Annotated in this window: 15 protein-coding genes; 10 read left to right on the top strand and 5 right to left on the bottom strand. The window is 67.1% G+C overall.

Annotated features, from left to right (window positions below; translation table 11 throughout):
• Positions 1 to 18 precede the first annotated feature (18 nt).
• Genes argH through AC3A6P_RS27060 form a run of 5 tightly spaced genes read left to right on the top strand, consistent with a single transcriptional unit; the run spans position 19 to position 3,806 of the window.
• Positions 19 to 1,431: an argininosuccinate lyase gene (argH, locus tag AC3A6P_RS27080; RefSeq protein WP_487695215.1), complete on the top strand. Its 1,413-nt coding sequence runs from the start codon at positions 19 to 21 to the stop codon at positions 1,429 to 1,431.
• A 16-nt stretch (positions 1,432 to 1,447) separates the two neighbouring features.
• Positions 1,448 to 2,134 carry an SDR family oxidoreductase gene (locus AC3A6P_RS27075; protein ID WP_487695214.1) on the top strand — a complete coding sequence of 229 codons (687 nt, stop codon included), beginning with the start codon at positions 1,448 to 1,450 and terminating at the stop codon, positions 2,132 to 2,134.
• A gap of 9 nt (positions 2,135 to 2,143) precedes the next feature.
• On the top strand, positions 2,144 to 2,746 hold the full coding sequence (locus AC3A6P_RS27070) for a hypothetical protein (protein WP_487695212.1): 603 nt from the start codon (positions 2,144 to 2,146) through the stop codon (positions 2,744 to 2,746).
• An 11-nt stretch (positions 2,747 to 2,757) separates the two neighbouring features.
• Positions 2,758 to 3,315 carry a hypothetical protein gene (locus AC3A6P_RS27065; protein ID WP_487695211.1) on the top strand — a complete coding sequence of 186 codons (558 nt, stop codon included), beginning with the start codon at positions 2,758 to 2,760 and terminating at the stop codon, positions 3,313 to 3,315.
• Entirely contained in the window at positions 3,312 to 3,806 is a 495-nt protein-coding gene (locus AC3A6P_RS27060) for a hypothetical protein (protein WP_487695209.1), read from the top strand. Before AC3A6P_RS27065 ends, AC3A6P_RS27060 begins: the two co-directional genes overlap by 4 nt.
• Here AC3A6P_RS27060 and AC3A6P_RS27055 read toward each other — a convergent pair.
• Complete coding sequence (locus AC3A6P_RS27055) at positions 3,763 to 5,073, bottom strand: hypothetical protein (RefSeq protein WP_487695207.1); 1,311 nt, start codon at positions 5,071 to 5,073, stop codon at positions 3,763 to 3,765. The two genes, AC3A6P_RS27060 and AC3A6P_RS27055, sit on opposite strands and share 44 nt — an antisense overlap.
• 19 nt (positions 5,074 to 5,092) lie before the next feature.
• Positions 5,093 to 6,859 (bottom strand): ABC-F family ATP-binding cassette domain-containing protein, encoded by a 1,767-nt coding sequence (locus AC3A6P_RS27050; protein WP_487695206.1) that lies wholly within the window; start codon positions 6,857 to 6,859, stop codon positions 5,093 to 5,095.
• 144 nt (positions 6,860 to 7,003) lie between these two features.
• On the opposite strand from AC3A6P_RS27050, the gene AC3A6P_RS27045 reads away from it, so the two are divergent.
• From AC3A6P_RS27045 to AC3A6P_RS27035, 3 genes are all read left to right on the top strand, one after another.
• Positions 7,004 to 9,973, top strand: coding sequence for an acyl-CoA synthetase (locus AC3A6P_RS27045; RefSeq protein WP_487695204.1), 2,970 nt, complete (start codon positions 7,004 to 7,006; stop codon positions 9,971 to 9,973).
• 121 nt (positions 9,974 to 10,094) lie between these two features.
• Positions 10,095 to 10,562, top strand: a complete 468-nt coding sequence (locus tag AC3A6P_RS27040; protein WP_487695203.1) for a hypothetical protein — start codon at positions 10,095 to 10,097, stop codon at positions 10,560 to 10,562.
• On the top strand, positions 10,563 to 10,754 hold the full coding sequence (locus AC3A6P_RS27035; RefSeq protein WP_487695201.1) for a Trm112 family protein: 192 nt from the start codon (positions 10,563 to 10,565) through the stop codon (positions 10,752 to 10,754).
• On the opposite strand, the gene AC3A6P_RS27030 is transcribed toward AC3A6P_RS27035, so the two are convergent.
• Genes AC3A6P_RS27030 through AC3A6P_RS27020 form a run of 3 tightly spaced genes read right to left on the bottom strand, consistent with a single transcriptional unit; the run spans position 10,748 to position 12,880 of the window.
• On the bottom strand, positions 10,748 to 11,365 hold the full coding sequence (locus AC3A6P_RS27030) for a TetR/AcrR family transcriptional regulator (protein ID WP_487695382.1): 618 nt from the start codon (positions 11,363 to 11,365) through the stop codon (positions 10,748 to 10,750). The two genes, AC3A6P_RS27035 and AC3A6P_RS27030, sit on opposite strands and share 7 nt — an antisense overlap.
• A gap of 1 nt (position 11,366) precedes the next feature.
• Entirely contained in the window at positions 11,367 to 12,182 is an 816-nt protein-coding gene (locus tag AC3A6P_RS27025) for an ABC transporter permease (RefSeq protein ID WP_487695199.1), read from the bottom strand.
• Positions 12,125 to 12,880, bottom strand: a complete 756-nt coding sequence (locus tag AC3A6P_RS27020) for an ABC transporter ATP-binding protein (protein WP_487695197.1) — start codon at positions 12,878 to 12,880, stop codon at positions 12,125 to 12,127. The genes AC3A6P_RS27025 and AC3A6P_RS27020 overlap by 58 nt, the downstream gene beginning before the upstream one ends.
• A 57-nt stretch (positions 12,881 to 12,937) precedes the next feature.
• Here AC3A6P_RS27020 and AC3A6P_RS27015 point away from each other — a divergent pair, with 57 nt between their 5' ends.
• Together AC3A6P_RS27015 and tyrS are read left to right on the top strand one after the other, a co-directional pair.
• On the top strand, positions 12,938 to 13,549 hold the full coding sequence (locus AC3A6P_RS27015; protein ID WP_487695196.1) for a DNA-3-methyladenine glycosylase: 612 nt from the start codon (positions 12,938 to 12,940) through the stop codon (positions 13,547 to 13,549).
• Positions 13,550 to 13,578: 29 nt separating this feature from the next.
• A complete protein-coding gene (gene tyrS, locus AC3A6P_RS27010; protein ID WP_487695194.1) occupies positions 13,579 to 14,853 on the top strand; it encodes a tyrosine--tRNA ligase in 1,275 nt (424 codons plus the stop codon).
• Positions 14,854 to 15,150 lie beyond the last annotated feature (297 nt).

The following is a 15,150-nucleotide window of genomic DNA, read 5'->3' as shown; positions in this document are numbered from 1 at the left end:
GCTGAAAGGGGCATGCGAATGAGCACCAATGAAGGCGCGCTGTGGGGCGGTCGTTTCGCCGACGGGCCGTCGGCCGCCCTGGCCGCACTGAGCAAATCGACCCACTTCGACTGGGTGCTCGCGCCCTATGACGTCACCGCGTCGAAAGCCCACACCCGGGTGCTCTACAACGCCGGCCTGCTCACCGAGGAACAACGCGACGGACTACTTGCCGGGCTGGACTCGCTCGGCGAGGACGTCGCCGACGGGAGTTTCGGTCCGATCGTCACCGACGAGGACGTGCACGGCGCGCTGGAGCGCGGCCTGATCGACCGGGTGGGCCCCGACCTCGGCGGCCGGCTGCGCGCCGGGCGGTCACGAAACGATCAGGTGGCCACGCTGTTTCGGATGTGGCTGCGTGACGCGTTGCGCCGCATCGCCGACGGGGCCATCGAGGTGGTGCAAGCGCTGTCCACCCAGGCCGCGGCGCATCCGACAGCGATCATGCCGGGCAAGACGCACCTGCAGTCCGCGCAACCCGTACTGCTGGCGCATCACCTGCTGGCGCACGCCCACCCGTTGTTGCGTGATGTGGACCGTATTGCCGACTTCGACGACCGGACTGCGGTGTCGCCCTACGGTTCGGGCGCACTGGCCGGATCGTCGTTGGGCCTGGATCCGGACGCGATCGCTGCCGACCTCGGTTTCGCCAGAGCCGCCGACAACTCCATCGACGCCACCGCGGCCCGTGACTTCGCGGCCGAGGCCGCCTTCATCCTGGCGATGATCGCCGTCGATCTGTCCCGCCTCGCCGAGGACATCATCCTGTGGAGCTCAACGGAATTCGGCTACGTCACCCTGCACGACTCCTGGTCGACGGGAAGTTCGATCATGCCGCAGAAGAAAAACCCGGACATCGCCGAACTGGCCCGCGGTAAGTCGGGGCGCCTGATCGGCAATCTCGCCGGGCTGCTGGCCACCCTCAAAGCCCAGCCGCTGGCCTACAACCGGGATCTGCAGGAAGACAAGGAGCCGGTTTTCGATTCGGTGGCCCAGCTGGAACTGCTGCTGCCCGCGATGGCCGGTCTTGTCGGCACACTGACGTTCGACACCGACCGGATGGCCGAACTGGCGCCCGCCGGTTACACCCTGGCCACCGATATCGCCGAATGGCTGGTGCGCCAAGGGGTGCCGTTCCGGGTCGCCCACGAAGCCGCCGGGGCGGCCGTCAAAACCGCCGAGAGTCGCGGCGTGGGCCTCGAGGAGCTCACCGACGACGAACTGACGGCCATCAGCCCCGACCTCACCCCGCAGGTGCGGGAGGTACTCACCGTCGACGGTTCGGTGGCGGCTCGTGATGCGCGCGGCGGGACCTCGCCCGTGCAGGTCGCCCGGCAGCTCGGCGGCGTCCGCGACACCATCGACGGCCTACGGCTGCGGTTGCATCGCTGAATGTCAGGATGACTGCATGAAAATCGCCGGATCGGTGGCGCTGGTCACCGGAGCCAACCGCGGGATGGGCCGCGTCTACGCCGAGGCCCTGCTGGCCCGCGGTGCCGCCAAGGTGTACGCCGCCGCCCGTGACCCCGGACAGATCGACCTCGACGGCGTGACACCGCTGGCGCTCGACATCACCGACCCCGAATCCGTCGCCGCCGCGGCCACGGCGGCAGGTGATGTCACCCTGCTGATCAACAATGCAGGGGTGTCCGCCGGCCAGAACCTGATCACCGGCGACCTCGGCGAGATCCACCGCGAGATGGACACCAACTTCTTCGGCACCCTCACCGTGATCCGAGCGTTCGCCCCGGTGCTCGGCGCCAACGGCGGGGGAGCCATCCTCAACATGCTGTCGGTCCTGTCGTGGCTGTCGCTCGACGGATCCACGTCCTACTCGGCGGCCAAAGCCGCGGAGTGGGCCCTGACCAACGGAGTCCGGATCGAGCTCGCCGGGCAAGGCACCCAGGTGACCGGACTGCACGTCGCCACCGTCGACACCGACATGACCGCCGGCCTGGACGTGCCCAAAGCCGACCCCGCCGATGTCGTCGCCGCCGGACTCGACGGACTGGAAGCCGGCAACCTCGAAGTCCTGGCCGACGACACCAGCCGTTACGTCAAGAGCCGGCTGTCGGAGCCCCCGACCGCGCCGTAGAGTCGCCGCATGGGGGCTGGTACCGGGGTCGCTGAGCAGGTGGCCGCACACGTGCGGCGATGGTTCGCCGGCCTTGGCTTCAAACAGATGTGGCAACTGGTGATCGTGCTGGTGCTCGCGGCGACCGCCCTCTTCGGCGGCCTGGACGACGCCAACACCACGGTGACGGTGTTCGAGCCAGGCGAGGAGTTCAGCGACGGTCAGTACACACTGACCGTCGATCGGGCCAGGCTGGTCGACGAGATCGAGGGCGTCCTCTACGACCAGCCGGGATCCCGGTATCTGGGGGTGGTGGTGGAAATCCGCAACGACGGCCACACCCCTGGCAATCTGCTCAGGGCCATCGACCTGACCGGCCACCCCGAGCAGCGTCTGGTCGGCGCGTACCGACTGGCCGACAGCACTTACAACACGAACCTGGGCCCTGGTCTGCAGCAGGAGATGGCGTTCTTCTGGGAAGTGCCCGACGGTGCCGTGGAGCCCGGTGGCTCCGTGACGCTGCGTGTCTGGAAGAAGAAACTCTCCGAGCTGATGGTCACCTACGGTGAGGCGTGGCTGGACAGCGTGACCGACTACGGTCAGGTCACGGTGCCCGTCGCGAACCGATCATGAAGTGGCGCAGCGTGCTTACGGCAGCTGCGGCGGTCGTGGCCATCGTGGCGGCCGCAGTTATCTGGCACGACCTGCCGGTGAACAGCAAGATCTACGCACCGTTCGACGTGACCGCCGGCGCGGGGCAGCCGGCCACCGGACGCAACATCACCGCCAGTGTGCTTGGCACTCAGATCACTCCGGTGGTGCAACCGGCGAACGGTCGGCCGCCGAGACTCGAGGCCGCCGGGGTGTGGGTGGTGGTGAACGCGACGGTCGCCGCGGTCGAGGAACCCGGCCTGTTGCGTACGGAGCTCGAGGTCGGCCCGGACACCTACCGTCCGACCGATCGGCTGTCGCCGACGGCGACCGCCGGCGGCACCATGCAGCCTGCGATCGACTACCGGGCCAACTGGGTGTTCGACGTCGCGCCGCAGGTGCTCGACGAGGTCGACGAGGTGAGACTGCGGCTGTGGATCGGCGACGCCAGATTGGATTCGCGCGTGGTGATCCGGATTCCGATGGACGGCCCGCAGATCAGTCGGCTCGAACGAGTGCGGCTGACCCCTCCGACGATGAGTGCGTCATGATCCGGCTGTGGCAACGAAACCTGATCGGTGCGGCGGTGTCCGTGGCGGCGCTGGCGGTCATCACCGCAACCACCCTGTGGCCGGACTGGACGGCCTACCGGGAGTCGACGAACCCCGAACGCGTGGTGGCCAAGGGCGAGTCCGGTGAGGCCGCAGGCCAGATCTGGCGGCTGGACACGGTCCGTTACCTCAACACGTCATCCAACCGGCTGACGCCCGAGCTGCCCGAGGGAACGCTGGTCCATGTGGTGACGCTCGAGAGTGCAGGTCCCGGCCTGCCCGGGTGTTCCGGCGTCATCACCGATGGGCAGCGGCGGTGGAGCGCCGAGTCCGTCGGTACCCACGGCCCGCTTCCGCCGGAGGGCACCAGCTCCAATTGCTCCGAGCCGGGCCCGGTGCAGTTCAGTTTCCTGCTCCCGGACGACGCGACGCCCACCGCCGTCGACGTCACGGATTGGTCGGGACGGATCCTGGTTCGAGTGATGCTGTAGCCGGCTCCGGCCGCGCGACCCGCTCCACGCAGTAGGCGAACGTGCTCGCGATCAAGCAGAGCCGCAGCGGCTCGATCAGCAGATGAAACGCCAGACTCAGGGTGGCGGTGAAATTCGACCAGAACACCCACGGTTGCGGGCCCAGCAGCCAGGCCACCCCACGAAAGAGGTTGCCGTCGCCGATCTGCGCGCGGTAGAAGCTGCCCGCCATGTCCAGCCAGGCCAGCCCCAGATAGCCCAGCACGTAGAGGGCCAACGCCAGCACCCCACCGTGCAGGATCAGGTTGGCCGAGTCGACGATCGGCCGGAACTTGCCCAGCTGTCCCACCGCGTGCTCATGCGCCTTGTCCCGCAAGGACTTCGGGATCGCAGTCCACTTGGAGCTGACGCGTTTGTGCGCCGGTGCGGCCCGCTCGAACAGCGAGTCCGCCCTGGCGCCGCCGAACCGTCGCGCCGTCTCGCGCCAGTTGACCGTCGACGTCACGCCGTAGACGATGCCTGCCACCGCCAGCCAGATCAGCGGTACCGCCGCCCCGCCGAAGACCGTGCGCAGCGCAAACGCACAGGCGTCCCAGATGGCGTTCAACGGCGCGAAGTGAGAGAAGAGCTGTTCGCGAGTCTCGGTGAACCACACGATGATCCGCCGTTCGGCGATCCAGCCCGCGGGATTGACCAGCAGGGTCAGGCCCTGGTTCACCGAGAAGCTGAGCGCCAGGAACACCCAGAGCGTGTCCACATACACCCGGATGGCGATCACCCATTTCGGCATCCGGTCCTTGAAGAAGCCCAGCACATAACGCAGCGCCAGCGCCGAGATGATCAGCACCAGCGTGCTGGCGCCCACTGGCAGCGATTCCGGGTGCAGATCAGTCGGTTCCGGCGACATCATCGCTTCGCCCACCCGGTAGGTCAGCGCACGTGCCTCGAATGCCAGCCAGTCCTCGCGGAACATCTGCCAGGCCATGTAGATGGCGAAGAACGGCAGGATGATCGTGGAGAACACGTCGATCTCGCGCAGCCGACGCGACGAGAAGTTCGCCAGTACGGGAAATGCCGGTTTCAGCACCAGGAACATCCCGACGAAGGCCGCCAACCGTGCCAGACCGGCCAGCGGCATGATCACCGACGCCCACCACTTGTTGTCGTAGCCGGCCCATGCGGCCAGCTCGATGGCTCCGAGACGGCCCAGGTACCCCAGCAGGAAGCAGGCAGCCAGCTGCGGGAAGTACTGCACCCACAGGAGCACGGGTCGCAGTAGGTAGCGCACGGCGACAGTCTACGAAGGGTCACTCGGACGCTTCGGACAACTCCAGCCAACGCTCCTCGAGTTCGTCGTTCTCCGATTCGAGTGCCCGCAGTCGGGCGGTCAGCCCGGCCAGACCCGTGTAGTCACTCTGGTCGTGAGCGGCCATCGTGGTGTGCACGCCGGCGATCTGTTCGGACAGTTTGGCCAGCTTGCGTTCGATGGCGCCGAGTTCCTTGCGCGCGTTGTACTGGGCGGCGCCGGTGCTCGATGCCGAACTCGGCGCCGGGGCCGCGGCGGGCGTCTCCACCCGCTGCGCCAACTGCAGATACTGGTCCACCCCGCCGGGCAGGTGCCGCAGGGTGCCGCCGATGACGGCGTACTGCTGATCGGTGACTCGCTCCAACAGGTAACGGTCATGCGAGACGACGATCAGGGTGCCTGGCCACGAGTCCAGCAGATCCTCGGTGGCGGTGAGCATCTCGGTGTCGACATCATTGGTCGGCTCGTCGAGCACCAGCACATTGGGTTCGCTGAGCAGAGTCAGCATCAACTGCAACCGGCGCCGCTGCCCACCGGACAGTTCGGACACCCGCGTCGACAGCTGGTCGCGGGCGAATCCCAGCCGCTCGAGCAGCTGGGTGGGCGTGAGCTCGCGGCCGTCGACCTCATATCCTTCGCGCAGCCGGCCGATCACCTCACGGACCAGGTCGCCTTCGACCTCGGCCAGGATCCCGGCCTGCTGATCCAGCATCGCCAGCTGCACCGTCTTGCCGCGCTTGACCCGGCCGGCGCTCGGTGTCACCGTTCCGGCGATCAATCCGAGCAGGGTCGACTTCCCTGCGCCGTTGGCGCCCAGGATCCCGGTGCGCTCGCCCGGCCCGATACGCCACTCGATGTCGTGCAGGATCTGTCGTTCCCCGAATTCCACCGAGACGTCGAGCAGATCGATGACATCTTTGCCCAGCCGCGCGGTGGCCAGCTTGGCCAGCTCGAGGTTGTTGCGGATCGGCGGCACATCGGAAATCAGCGCGTTCGCGGCGTCGATCCGGAACTTCGGTTTGGACGTGCGGGCCGGCGCACCGCGGCGCAGCCAGGCCAGTTCCTTGCGCATCAGGTTCTGGCGCTTGGCCTCCGAGGCCGCGGCCATGCGGTCCCGCTCGACGCGCTGCAGGACGTAGGCCGCGTACCCGCCTTCGAACGGCTCGACGATCCCGTCGTGCACCTCCCAGGTGGTGGTCGCGACCTCGTCGAGGAACCACCGGTCGTGGGTGACCAGCAGCAGGCCGCCGCTGTTGCGGGCCCACCGCGTCTTCAGGTGTTCGGCGAGCCAGGTGATGCCCTCGACGTCGAGATGGTTGGTGGGCTCGTCCAGCGCGACCACGTCCCAGTCACCCATCAGCAGGGCCGCCAACTGGACCCGGCGCCGCTGGCCACCGGACAGGGTGCCCACGCGCGCATCCCAGTCGAGGTCGGTGACCAGGCCGCCCACCACGTCGCGGACGCGGGCGTCGCCGGCCCACTCGTGTTCGGGCATGTCACCGACGAGGCTGAACCCCACCGTGGCGTGCTCGTCGAGGATGTCCGACTGGTCCAGGGCGCCGACCCGGAGACCGCCGACTCGGGTCACCCGGCCGGCGTCGGGGGTGATCTGACCGGTGAGCATGCCCATCAAGCTGGACTTGCCGTCGCCGTTGCGTCCGACGATGCCGATCCGGTCACCGTCGCTGACGCCGACGGTCACCGAATTGAAGACCACTCGGGTCGGGTACTCGAGGCGCAACGATTCGGCGCCGAGCAGGTGTGCCACTGGGCCGACCCTATCGTGCTCTCCGGTCTGGTCGCCCACGTGACCAAACATGACGGAGACGATGAGGCGGTGTGGAATGATGTGCTGGCTGTCGGGGCGACATGATCAGGGCGTTCAGCAGGGGAGCACTCAGATGGATTCGACATGGGACTGACTCGTTCCGCAGTCACCAGGCCGGTGGAGCGGTTGGTGGCCACGGCGCAGAACGGGCTGGAGGTCCTGCGACTGGGCGGCCTGGAGACGGGTTCGGTGCCCTCGCCGTACCAGATCGTCGAGAGCGTCCCCATGTACAAACTCCGGCGGTACTTCCCACCGGACAGTAGGCCCGGTAAGGCCAAAGTGGGCCCGCCGGTGCTCATGGTGCACCCGATGATGATGTCGGCCAACATGTTCGACGTCACCCGCGAAGACGGCGCGGTCGGCATCCTGCATTTCGCCGGTCTGGATCCCTGGGTCATCGATTTCGGTGAACCCGACAAGGTCGAAGGCGGCATGCTGCGCACGCTGGCCGATCACATCGTCGCGCTCGACAACGCCATCGACACCATCAAGAAGACCACCGGCCACGACGTCCACCTCGCCGGCTATTCGCAGGGCGGGATGTTCTGCTATCAAGTCGCGGCACTGCGGCATTCGAAAGACCTGGCCAGCATCGTCACCTTCGGCTCACCGGTCGACACCCTCGCCGCGCTTCCGCTGGGCATCCCACCGAATCTCGGTGTGCTGGCCGCAGATTTCATGGCCGACCATGTCTTCAGCCGTCTCGACATCTCGGGCTGGATGGCCCGCACGGGTTTCCAGATGCTCGACCCGTTGAAGACGGCCAAGGCCCGCGTGGACTTCCTGCGCCAGCTCCACGATCGTGAGGCGCTGTTGCCGCGCGAGCAGCAGCGTCGCTTCCTGGATTCCGAAGGCTGGATCGCATGGTCGGGCCCAGCGGTGCAGGAACTGTTGAAACAGTTCATCTCCCACAACCGGATGATGACCGGTGGTTTCGCCATCAACGGTCAACTGGTGACGCTGACCGATATCACCTGTCCGGTGCTGGCTTTCGTCGGTGAGGTCGACGACATCGGCCAGCCGGCCTCGGTGCGCGGTATCAAACGTGCCGCCCCGACCGCCGATGTCTACGAAACCACCTTGCGTGCAGGACATTTCGGATTGGTCGTGGGATCGAAGGCGGCCGAGATCACCTGGCCGACGGTGGCCGACTGGGTGCTGTGGCTCACCGGTCTGGGCCCCAAACCCGCCAATGTCGAGCCGATGCCCGACCAGCCGAGCGAACACAGCGACAGCGGTGTGCCGCTGGCCTCCCGGGTGGTCCACGGGGTGGGGGAGGCCTCGGAGGTGGCGCTGTCGCTGGCCCGCGGGGCCGCAGGCGCGGTGGTCGCCGCCAACAGATCGGTGCGCACCCTGGCGGTGGAGACGGTGCGCACCCTGCCGCGGCTCACTCGCCTGGGCCAGATCAACGATCACACCCGGATCTCGCTGGGCCGCATCCTGTCCGAGCAGGCCCGGGGTGCGCCGGAGGGTGAGTTCCTGCTGTTCGACGGCCGCGTGCACACCTATGAAGCCGTGGACCGCCGGATCAACAACGTCGTCCGCGGTCTGATCAAGGTCGGCGTCCGGCAAGGCGATCACGTCGGCGTCCTGATGGAGACCCGGCCCAGTGCCCTGGTCGCCATTGCTGCGCTGTCCCGGCTCGGGGCCGTCGCGGTGTTGATGCCGCCGGACGGCGACCTGGCCGCCGCCGCCCGGGTGGGGGGTGTCGCCGAGATCCTGACCGATCCGCCCAATCTCGAGGCGGCCTTACAACTGTCGTTGCAGGTGTTGGTGCTCGGCGGCGGTGACCTGCGTGCTCTGAACCTGCCCGAGGGCGCCGACGTCACCGACATGGAACAGATCGACCCCGATGCCGTCGAGCTACCCGGTTGGTACCGACCCAACCCGGGGCTGGCACGCGACCGTGCGTTTGTCGCGTTCAGCACGGTCGGCGGCGAACTGGTGGCCAAGCAGATCTCCAACTACCGGTGGGCGTTGTCGGCGTTCGGCACCGCCTCGACCGCGGCGCTGGATCGCACCGACACCGTCTACTGCCTGACACCGTTGCACCACCAATCCGGGCTGCTGGTGGCACTCGGCGGCGCCGTCGTCGGCGGCGCCCGCATCGCGTTGTCCCGCGGGCTCAAGCCCGACACCTTTGTTCAAGAGGTGCGCCGTTACGGGGTCACGGTCGTGTCCTACACCTGGGCGATGTTGCGGGACGTCATCGACGATCCCGGCTTCGCGCTGCACGGCAACCACCCGGTCCGCTTGTTCATCGGCTCCGGCATGCCGACCGGTCTGTGGCAGCGGGTCACGGACGCATTCGCGCCGGCTCAGGTGGTCGAGTTCTTCGCGACGACGGACGGGCAGGCGGTACTGGCCAATGTCTCCGGCGCCAAGATCGGCAGCAAGGGCCGGCCGCTGCCGGGCAGCGGGCAGGTGGAACTGGCCGCCTACGACGCCGAATCCGACCTGATCCTGGAGGACGAGCGCGGTTTCGTCCAGATCGCCGACACCGACCAGGTAGGGGTCATGCTGGCCCGCCCGCGCGGACCGATCGACCCGACGGCCTCGGTGAAGCGCGGTGTCTTCGCACCCGCCGACACCTGGATCTCCACCGAATACCTGTTCCGCCGTGACAGCGACGGTGACTACTGGCTGGTGGACAGTCGCCCCGGGGCCCTGCACACCCAGCGAGGTGTGGTGTACGCCGAGCCCATCACCAATGCCATCAGCATGATTCCCGCCGTCGACCTGGCCGTCACCTACGGTGTGCAGACCGCCCACGGGCAGCTGGCCATCACGGCCCTCACCCTGCGCCCTGGAGCCACCGTCACCGCGGCTGATCTGTCCGAGGCGGTGTCCTCGTTGGTGGTGGGCCTGCCGCCGGACATCGTGCAGGTGGTGCCCGAGCTCCCGCTGGCGGCGACGTATCGGCCCACGATCAGCGCTCTGCGCGCCGCCGGGGTGCCCAAACCGAGCCGCACCACCTGGTTCCTCGATCCCGGCTCCGGCCAGTACAAGCGACTGACCACAGCCGTACGGGCCCAGCTCGCGGGGGCGAAGTAACAGAGATGGTGCTGCCGACCGATAGCGCTGTTAGGCTCCCCGAGACAGCTCGAGGCGTGGTTCTATCGCGGGGCGCCTCTGACTCAATGCTCACAAGCATCGCGCCGCTGGAGGATTCGCAATGACATCACAGTCCGACCCGACGACCTCCCGCTGGCGGCGTGCGATGGTGACCGGCCTGGCCAGTGCCGGTCTTGCCGCGTCGATGCTGGTTGGTTTCTCGGCAACCGCCAATGCCGACATCCTCGACGAACTCGAGGCGCAGTACGGCACCGGCAGTGGCGGCGGTCAGGTGGCCAATCTGCTCAACGACGCGCTGATGATGCGCGCCCAGGGTGTCCGCCCCAAGCCGGCCGATCTGCAGGTGGTGCAGGCCGCCGCCGCCAACCGCGGGCCCAACCAGGCTCCGTTGGTCGGCGCGCTGCAGCAGGTCGTCGCCAACCAGCAGAAGGTGCTGGCGCAGATGGGCGCACCGTCAGGCCCCGGCGGCATCGGCTTCTCCATCAACCAGGGTCCCTGGCAGCCGAACATGAACGGCAACCCCATGATTCGGGACGACAACCCGATCTTTCCGATGCCCGGCCGGTAAGTGATCGACGAAAAGCTGCTGAGCATCATCGTCTGCCCCGCTGACCGGGGCCCGTTGATGTACACCGAAGATCTGCTGTACAACCCGCGCTTGCGGCGTGCGTACCGGATCGACGACGGAATTCCGGTGTTGCTCGTGGACGAGGCACGCGACGTCGACGAGGCCGAACACGCTCGCCTGACCGGTCAGTGATCCGCCACTGGCAATTCGCCGGTGAAGTAGCGCTGCAGATTCGGCGCGATGGTGTCGACGATCTGCTCGACGGGTAACGAGGCCATCGGGTCCAATTCGAGGATGTGGCGTGCCATCACCACACCGAGGATCTGAGTGGCCGCGAATTCGGCGCGCAGGATCCCGGTGCCCGGCGGATCGTCCAACCGGACGCTCAACTCTGCGACGACAACATCGCGCAGGAACGACCGGAAAATGGTGATCTCGTCGCCGCTGAGCGCCGAGCGCAGGGTGGCCACCATGCCTGCGCCGACCTCGGAGTCCCACAGCGGCAGGATCAGGGAGGGCAGGATGCGGCCCAACTCCTCGACCGGCGCGGTGCGTAGTGGCGTCAGGATCTCGGCAGGGTCGAACGCGACGTTGATGGCCGCGGTGAACAGCTTCTCCTTGGTGCCGAAGTAGTGATGTACCAGGGCCGCGTCGACGCCGGCCCCGGAGGCGATGGCGCGAATCGAGGTGTTGCCGATCCCGTTGCGCGCGAACAGTTCCCGTGCGCTGGCGAGGATCTTCTCGCGGGTGTCGGAGGCGCCGGCCGGCCGCCCCGGACGCCGTCGGCTTTCGGTGGTCACCAGCTCAGGGTGTCCGTCGCCGCAATGTCGCCGCTGCCAACCCCAATGCTGTGACCGCGAATACCACGACCACCACGATGTCACGGATGGCCACGCCGGTCAGCTCGGGGTGGGCGCCGACTTCGCGGAGCGCCTCGAGCGCATAACTGGCGGGCAGGGCGTTGCTGATCCACTGCAGCCATTCGGGCATCAGCGCCCGCGGCACGATGATCCCGCACAACAACAGCTGCGGAACCACCACCACCGGCATGAACTGAACCGCCTGGAACTCCGTACGGGCGAACGCGCTGCACAACAATCCCAGACCCACGCCGAGAACCGCATTGATGATCGCGATGACGAACACCCAGGCAGGGCTGGATGCAGTGTCGAACCCCAGTACCCAGAACGCGACCACGCAGGCGATGCTCGCCTGGGCCGCAGCGGCGAGTGAGAAGGCGGTGCCATAAGCGGCAAGCAGGTCGAACCTGCGCAAAGGCGTGGTCAGAATCCGTTCGAGCGTGCCGGACACGCGTTCACGCTGCATGGAGATCGACGTGATGAGGAACATCACCACCAGTGGCAGCAGTCCCAGCAGGATCAGGCAGGCCTGGTTGAACGACGCTGAGGTGGGCGCGTTCTGGAACATGAAGTACATCAGCACGATCACGAAACTGGGCACCACCAGGATCATCGCCACGCTGCGGTGGTCGGCGGCCAACTGCCGCAGAATCCGGGCGGTTGTCGCCAGATACGGTCGCAGCGGCACCGGGCGGGACGTCGTCAGGCTGCGGTGCTGTGTTCGATGATGGACAGGAATGCGTCCTCCAGCGAGTTGCATCGGGTGTCCTCTCGGAGTCGGGCCGGGGTGGTGTGGGCGAGCAGCCGTCCGTCGCGCATCAGCAACAGCTCGGCGCAACGGTCGGCTTCGTCCATGACGTGACTGGAGATCAACAAGGTGGTGCCGCGCCGCGCGAGCTCGTTGAACCGATCCCAGAGGTCCACCCGGAGCACCGGGTCGAGGCCCACGGTCGGTTCGTCGAGTACCAGCAGTTCGGGTGCGCCGACGAGTGCACAGGCCAGGGACACTCGGCTGAGTTGCCCGCCGGACAGGTCGGCGCAGAGGGTGTCGCGCTGGGCGTCGAGTCCGACCGCGGTAACGGCCTCCCGCGCACTGGCGGCCGGGGCTCCGTACAGGGCGGCGAAGTAACGCGCGTTGTCGATGACCCTCAGATCGCCGTAGACCGTCGGGTTCTGGGTGACGTAACCAACCCGATGGCGCAAGGCGGGGGAGCCGGCCGGGTGGCCCAGCACGTCGACGGACCCGGATCCGCCGGTGAGTTTCTGAGTGCCGACGATGCAGCGCATCAACGTTGTCTTGCCGCACCCGGACGGGCCCAGCAGCCCGGTGACGGTGCCGTGGGCAATGGTCAGGTCGAGATCGTGCAACACCGTGGCTTTACCCCGGATGACCCGGAGATTTCGCACGACGACGGCATAGTCACTGCTCACAAATTCACCGACCGATGAACTCATCATACGATGAATATGCGCCCGGATCTCGCGGCAGTCAAGGGTCTGGGCAGAATCGGGCCCATGACGGCTTCCGCTTTGGACACCGATCCCGTGACTGCGGCCCGTCGACTCCTGGGCGCCACCTTGTGGTCGCGCGGTGTCGAGGCCAAGGTGGTGGAGGTCGAGGCCTATGGCGGGCCGCCCGACGGTCCTTGGCCGGATGCGGCGGCGCACTCCTACCGAGGTCCCGGAATGCGCAACGCGGTGATGTTCGGCCGAGCCGGTCTGCTCTACACCTATCGCAGCCATGGCATCCACGTCTGCGCCAACGTCGTGTGTGGCCCGGCCGATGCCGCCGCGGCAGTGTTACTCCGTGCCGCGGTGGTGATCGATGGTGTCGAGATCGCGCGCGAGCGCCGTGGTGTGGCCGTCGCCGACCGTGCTCTCGCGCGAGGGCCGGGCAACTTGTGTTCGGCGATGGGAATCCTGATGTCGGACAACGGAACCGACCTGTTTGCCGCAGATTCCCCGGTCACCCTCGAACTCGGCGACGCGCACGCATCCACCGCGGGGCCCCGCGTCGGCGTGAGCAAGGCGGCTGACCGGCCGTGGCGGTTCTGGCTCGCGGATCACCCCGAGGTCTCGGCCTTTCGGCGCAGTCCCCGGGCGCCGGCGCCGGGGCTGTCTGACTGACCCCGACGCGGGTGCGGGAAGATTCATGCATGGGCACGACGATCCTCGACGAGCTGACCTGGCGTGGGCTGATTGCGCAGTCCACCGATCTCGATACATTGGCCGAACAGCTGGCGTCAGGCCCTGTCACCGTCTATTCCGGTTTCGATCCCACCGCGCCGAGCCTGCACGCGGGACATCTGGTGCCCTTGCTCACGTTGCGGCGTATCCAGCAGGCGGGTCACCGGCCGATCGTGCTGGCCGGGGGAGCGACGGGCATGATCGGCGATCCCCGAGACGCCGGCGAGCGCACGCTTCACACCGCGGACGTGGTTGCCGACTGGGCCACTCGCATCCGCGGCCAACTGGAACGTTTTGTGGAGTTCGATGACACACCGACCGGTGCGATCGTGGAGAACAATCTGAACTGGACAGGCGAGCTGTCGACCATCGAGTTCCTGCGTGATGTGGGCAAGTACTTCTCGGTGAATGTGATGCTGGACCGCGATACCGTGCGGCGCCGACTCGAGGGCGACGGCATCTCGTACACCGAGTTCAGCTACATGTTGTTGCAGGCCAACGACTATGTGGAGTTACACAGCCGGTATGGCTGCGCATTGCAGATCGGTGGCTCCGACCAGTGGGGCAACATCATCGCCGGGGTCCGGCTGGTCCGCCAGAAGCTCGGCGCCGGCGTGCACGCGCTGACCACGCCGCTGGTGACCGATTCCACCGGAGCCAAGTTCGGGAAGTCGACGGGCGGTGGCAGCTTGTGGCTCGATCCCGAGATGACCAGCCCCTATGCCTGGTACCAGTACTTCGTCAACACCGCCGACGCGGATGTGATCCCGTACCTGCGGTGGTTCACATTCCTGACCGCGGACGAGATCGCCGAGCTGGAAGAGGCGACGACCGCGCGTCCGCACGAGCGTTCGGCGCAGCGCCGGCTGGCTCGAGAGCTGACCACACTGGTGCACGGCGAAGCCGCGACCGCGGCGGTGGAACACGCGAGCCAAGCGCTGTTCGGTCGTGGCGAGCTGACCGTTCTCGACGAGGTGACGCTGACGGCGGCACTGGAAGAGACCTCCGTGGCCGACCTCGTCCCCGGCGGACCCGATGCGATCACCGACCTCCTGGTGGCCACCGGACTGTCTGCCAGTAGAGGCGCGGCCAAGCGCACGATCGCCGAGGGTGGGGTGTCGGTGAACAACGTCCGGATCACGAATGAGGAATGGATCCCCCAGGAAACCGACTTTCTTTTCGGCCGCTGGCTCGTCGTTCGGCGCGGGAAGCGGAACGTGGCCGGGGTGCGCCGGGTTTCGTGAACGGCCGGTGCTGGGGTTTCGCCCTCAAACAGGCCATCTACCAGGCGATTTGACTCTGAGTTTCCAGAGCCGTAACTTATTCCAGGTCAGAGCGACCCGGCCAGACCGGAAAGCGCGAAGACCTCCGGGAATCGCCCTGGTAACAAGGCGCTTCCGAACAGCCCGCTCGAGAATGGCGGCCAATTAGGCCGAGTATTTGTTGCGCGGTCTGACGGAGACAACTGCAGGTCTGTTGTTTGAGAACTCAATAGTGTGTTTGGTGGTTTTTGTTTGTTTTTGCCACATCCTGTGGGGGAC

This window comes from Mycobacterium sp. Soil_C_30 (assembly GCF_057656995.1).
This window is presented reverse-complemented; position numbering and strand designations above follow the sequence as displayed.

Excerpts from the sequence above, each read along its gene's own strand:
- tyrS (WP_487695194.1), top strand. The coding sequence starts at position 13,579 with ATGGGCACGACGATCCTCGACGAGCTGACCTGGCGTGGGCTGATTGCG.
- AC3A6P_RS27045 (WP_487695204.1), top strand. The coding sequence starts at position 7,004 with ATGGGACTGACTCGTTCCGCAGTCACCAGGCCGGTGGAGCGGTTGGTG.
- AC3A6P_RS27025 (WP_487695199.1), bottom strand. The coding sequence starts at position 12,182 with ATGCAACTCGCTGGAGGACGCATTCCTGTCCATCATCGAACACAGCAC.
- AC3A6P_RS27075 (WP_487695214.1), top strand. The coding sequence starts at position 1,448 with ATGAAAATCGCCGGATCGGTGGCGCTGGTCACCGGAGCCAACCGCGGG.
- AC3A6P_RS27015 (WP_487695196.1), top strand. The coding sequence starts at position 12,938 with ATGACGGCTTCCGCTTTGGACACCGATCCCGTGACTGCGGCCCGTCGA.
- argH (WP_487695215.1), top strand. The coding sequence starts at position 19 with ATGAGCACCAATGAAGGCGCGCTGTGGGGCGGTCGTTTCGCCGACGGG.
- AC3A6P_RS27020 (WP_487695197.1), bottom strand. The coding sequence starts at position 12,880 with ATGATGAGTTCATCGGTCGGTGAATTTGTGAGCAGTGACTATGCCGTC.
- AC3A6P_RS27060 (WP_487695209.1), top strand. The coding sequence starts at position 3,312 with ATGATCCGGCTGTGGCAACGAAACCTGATCGGTGCGGCGGTGTCCGTG.
- AC3A6P_RS27070 (WP_487695212.1), top strand. The coding sequence starts at position 2,144 with ATGGGGGCTGGTACCGGGGTCGCTGAGCAGGTGGCCGCACACGTGCGG.
- AC3A6P_RS27040 (WP_487695203.1), top strand. The coding sequence starts at position 10,095 with ATGACATCACAGTCCGACCCGACGACCTCCCGCTGGCGGCGTGCGATG.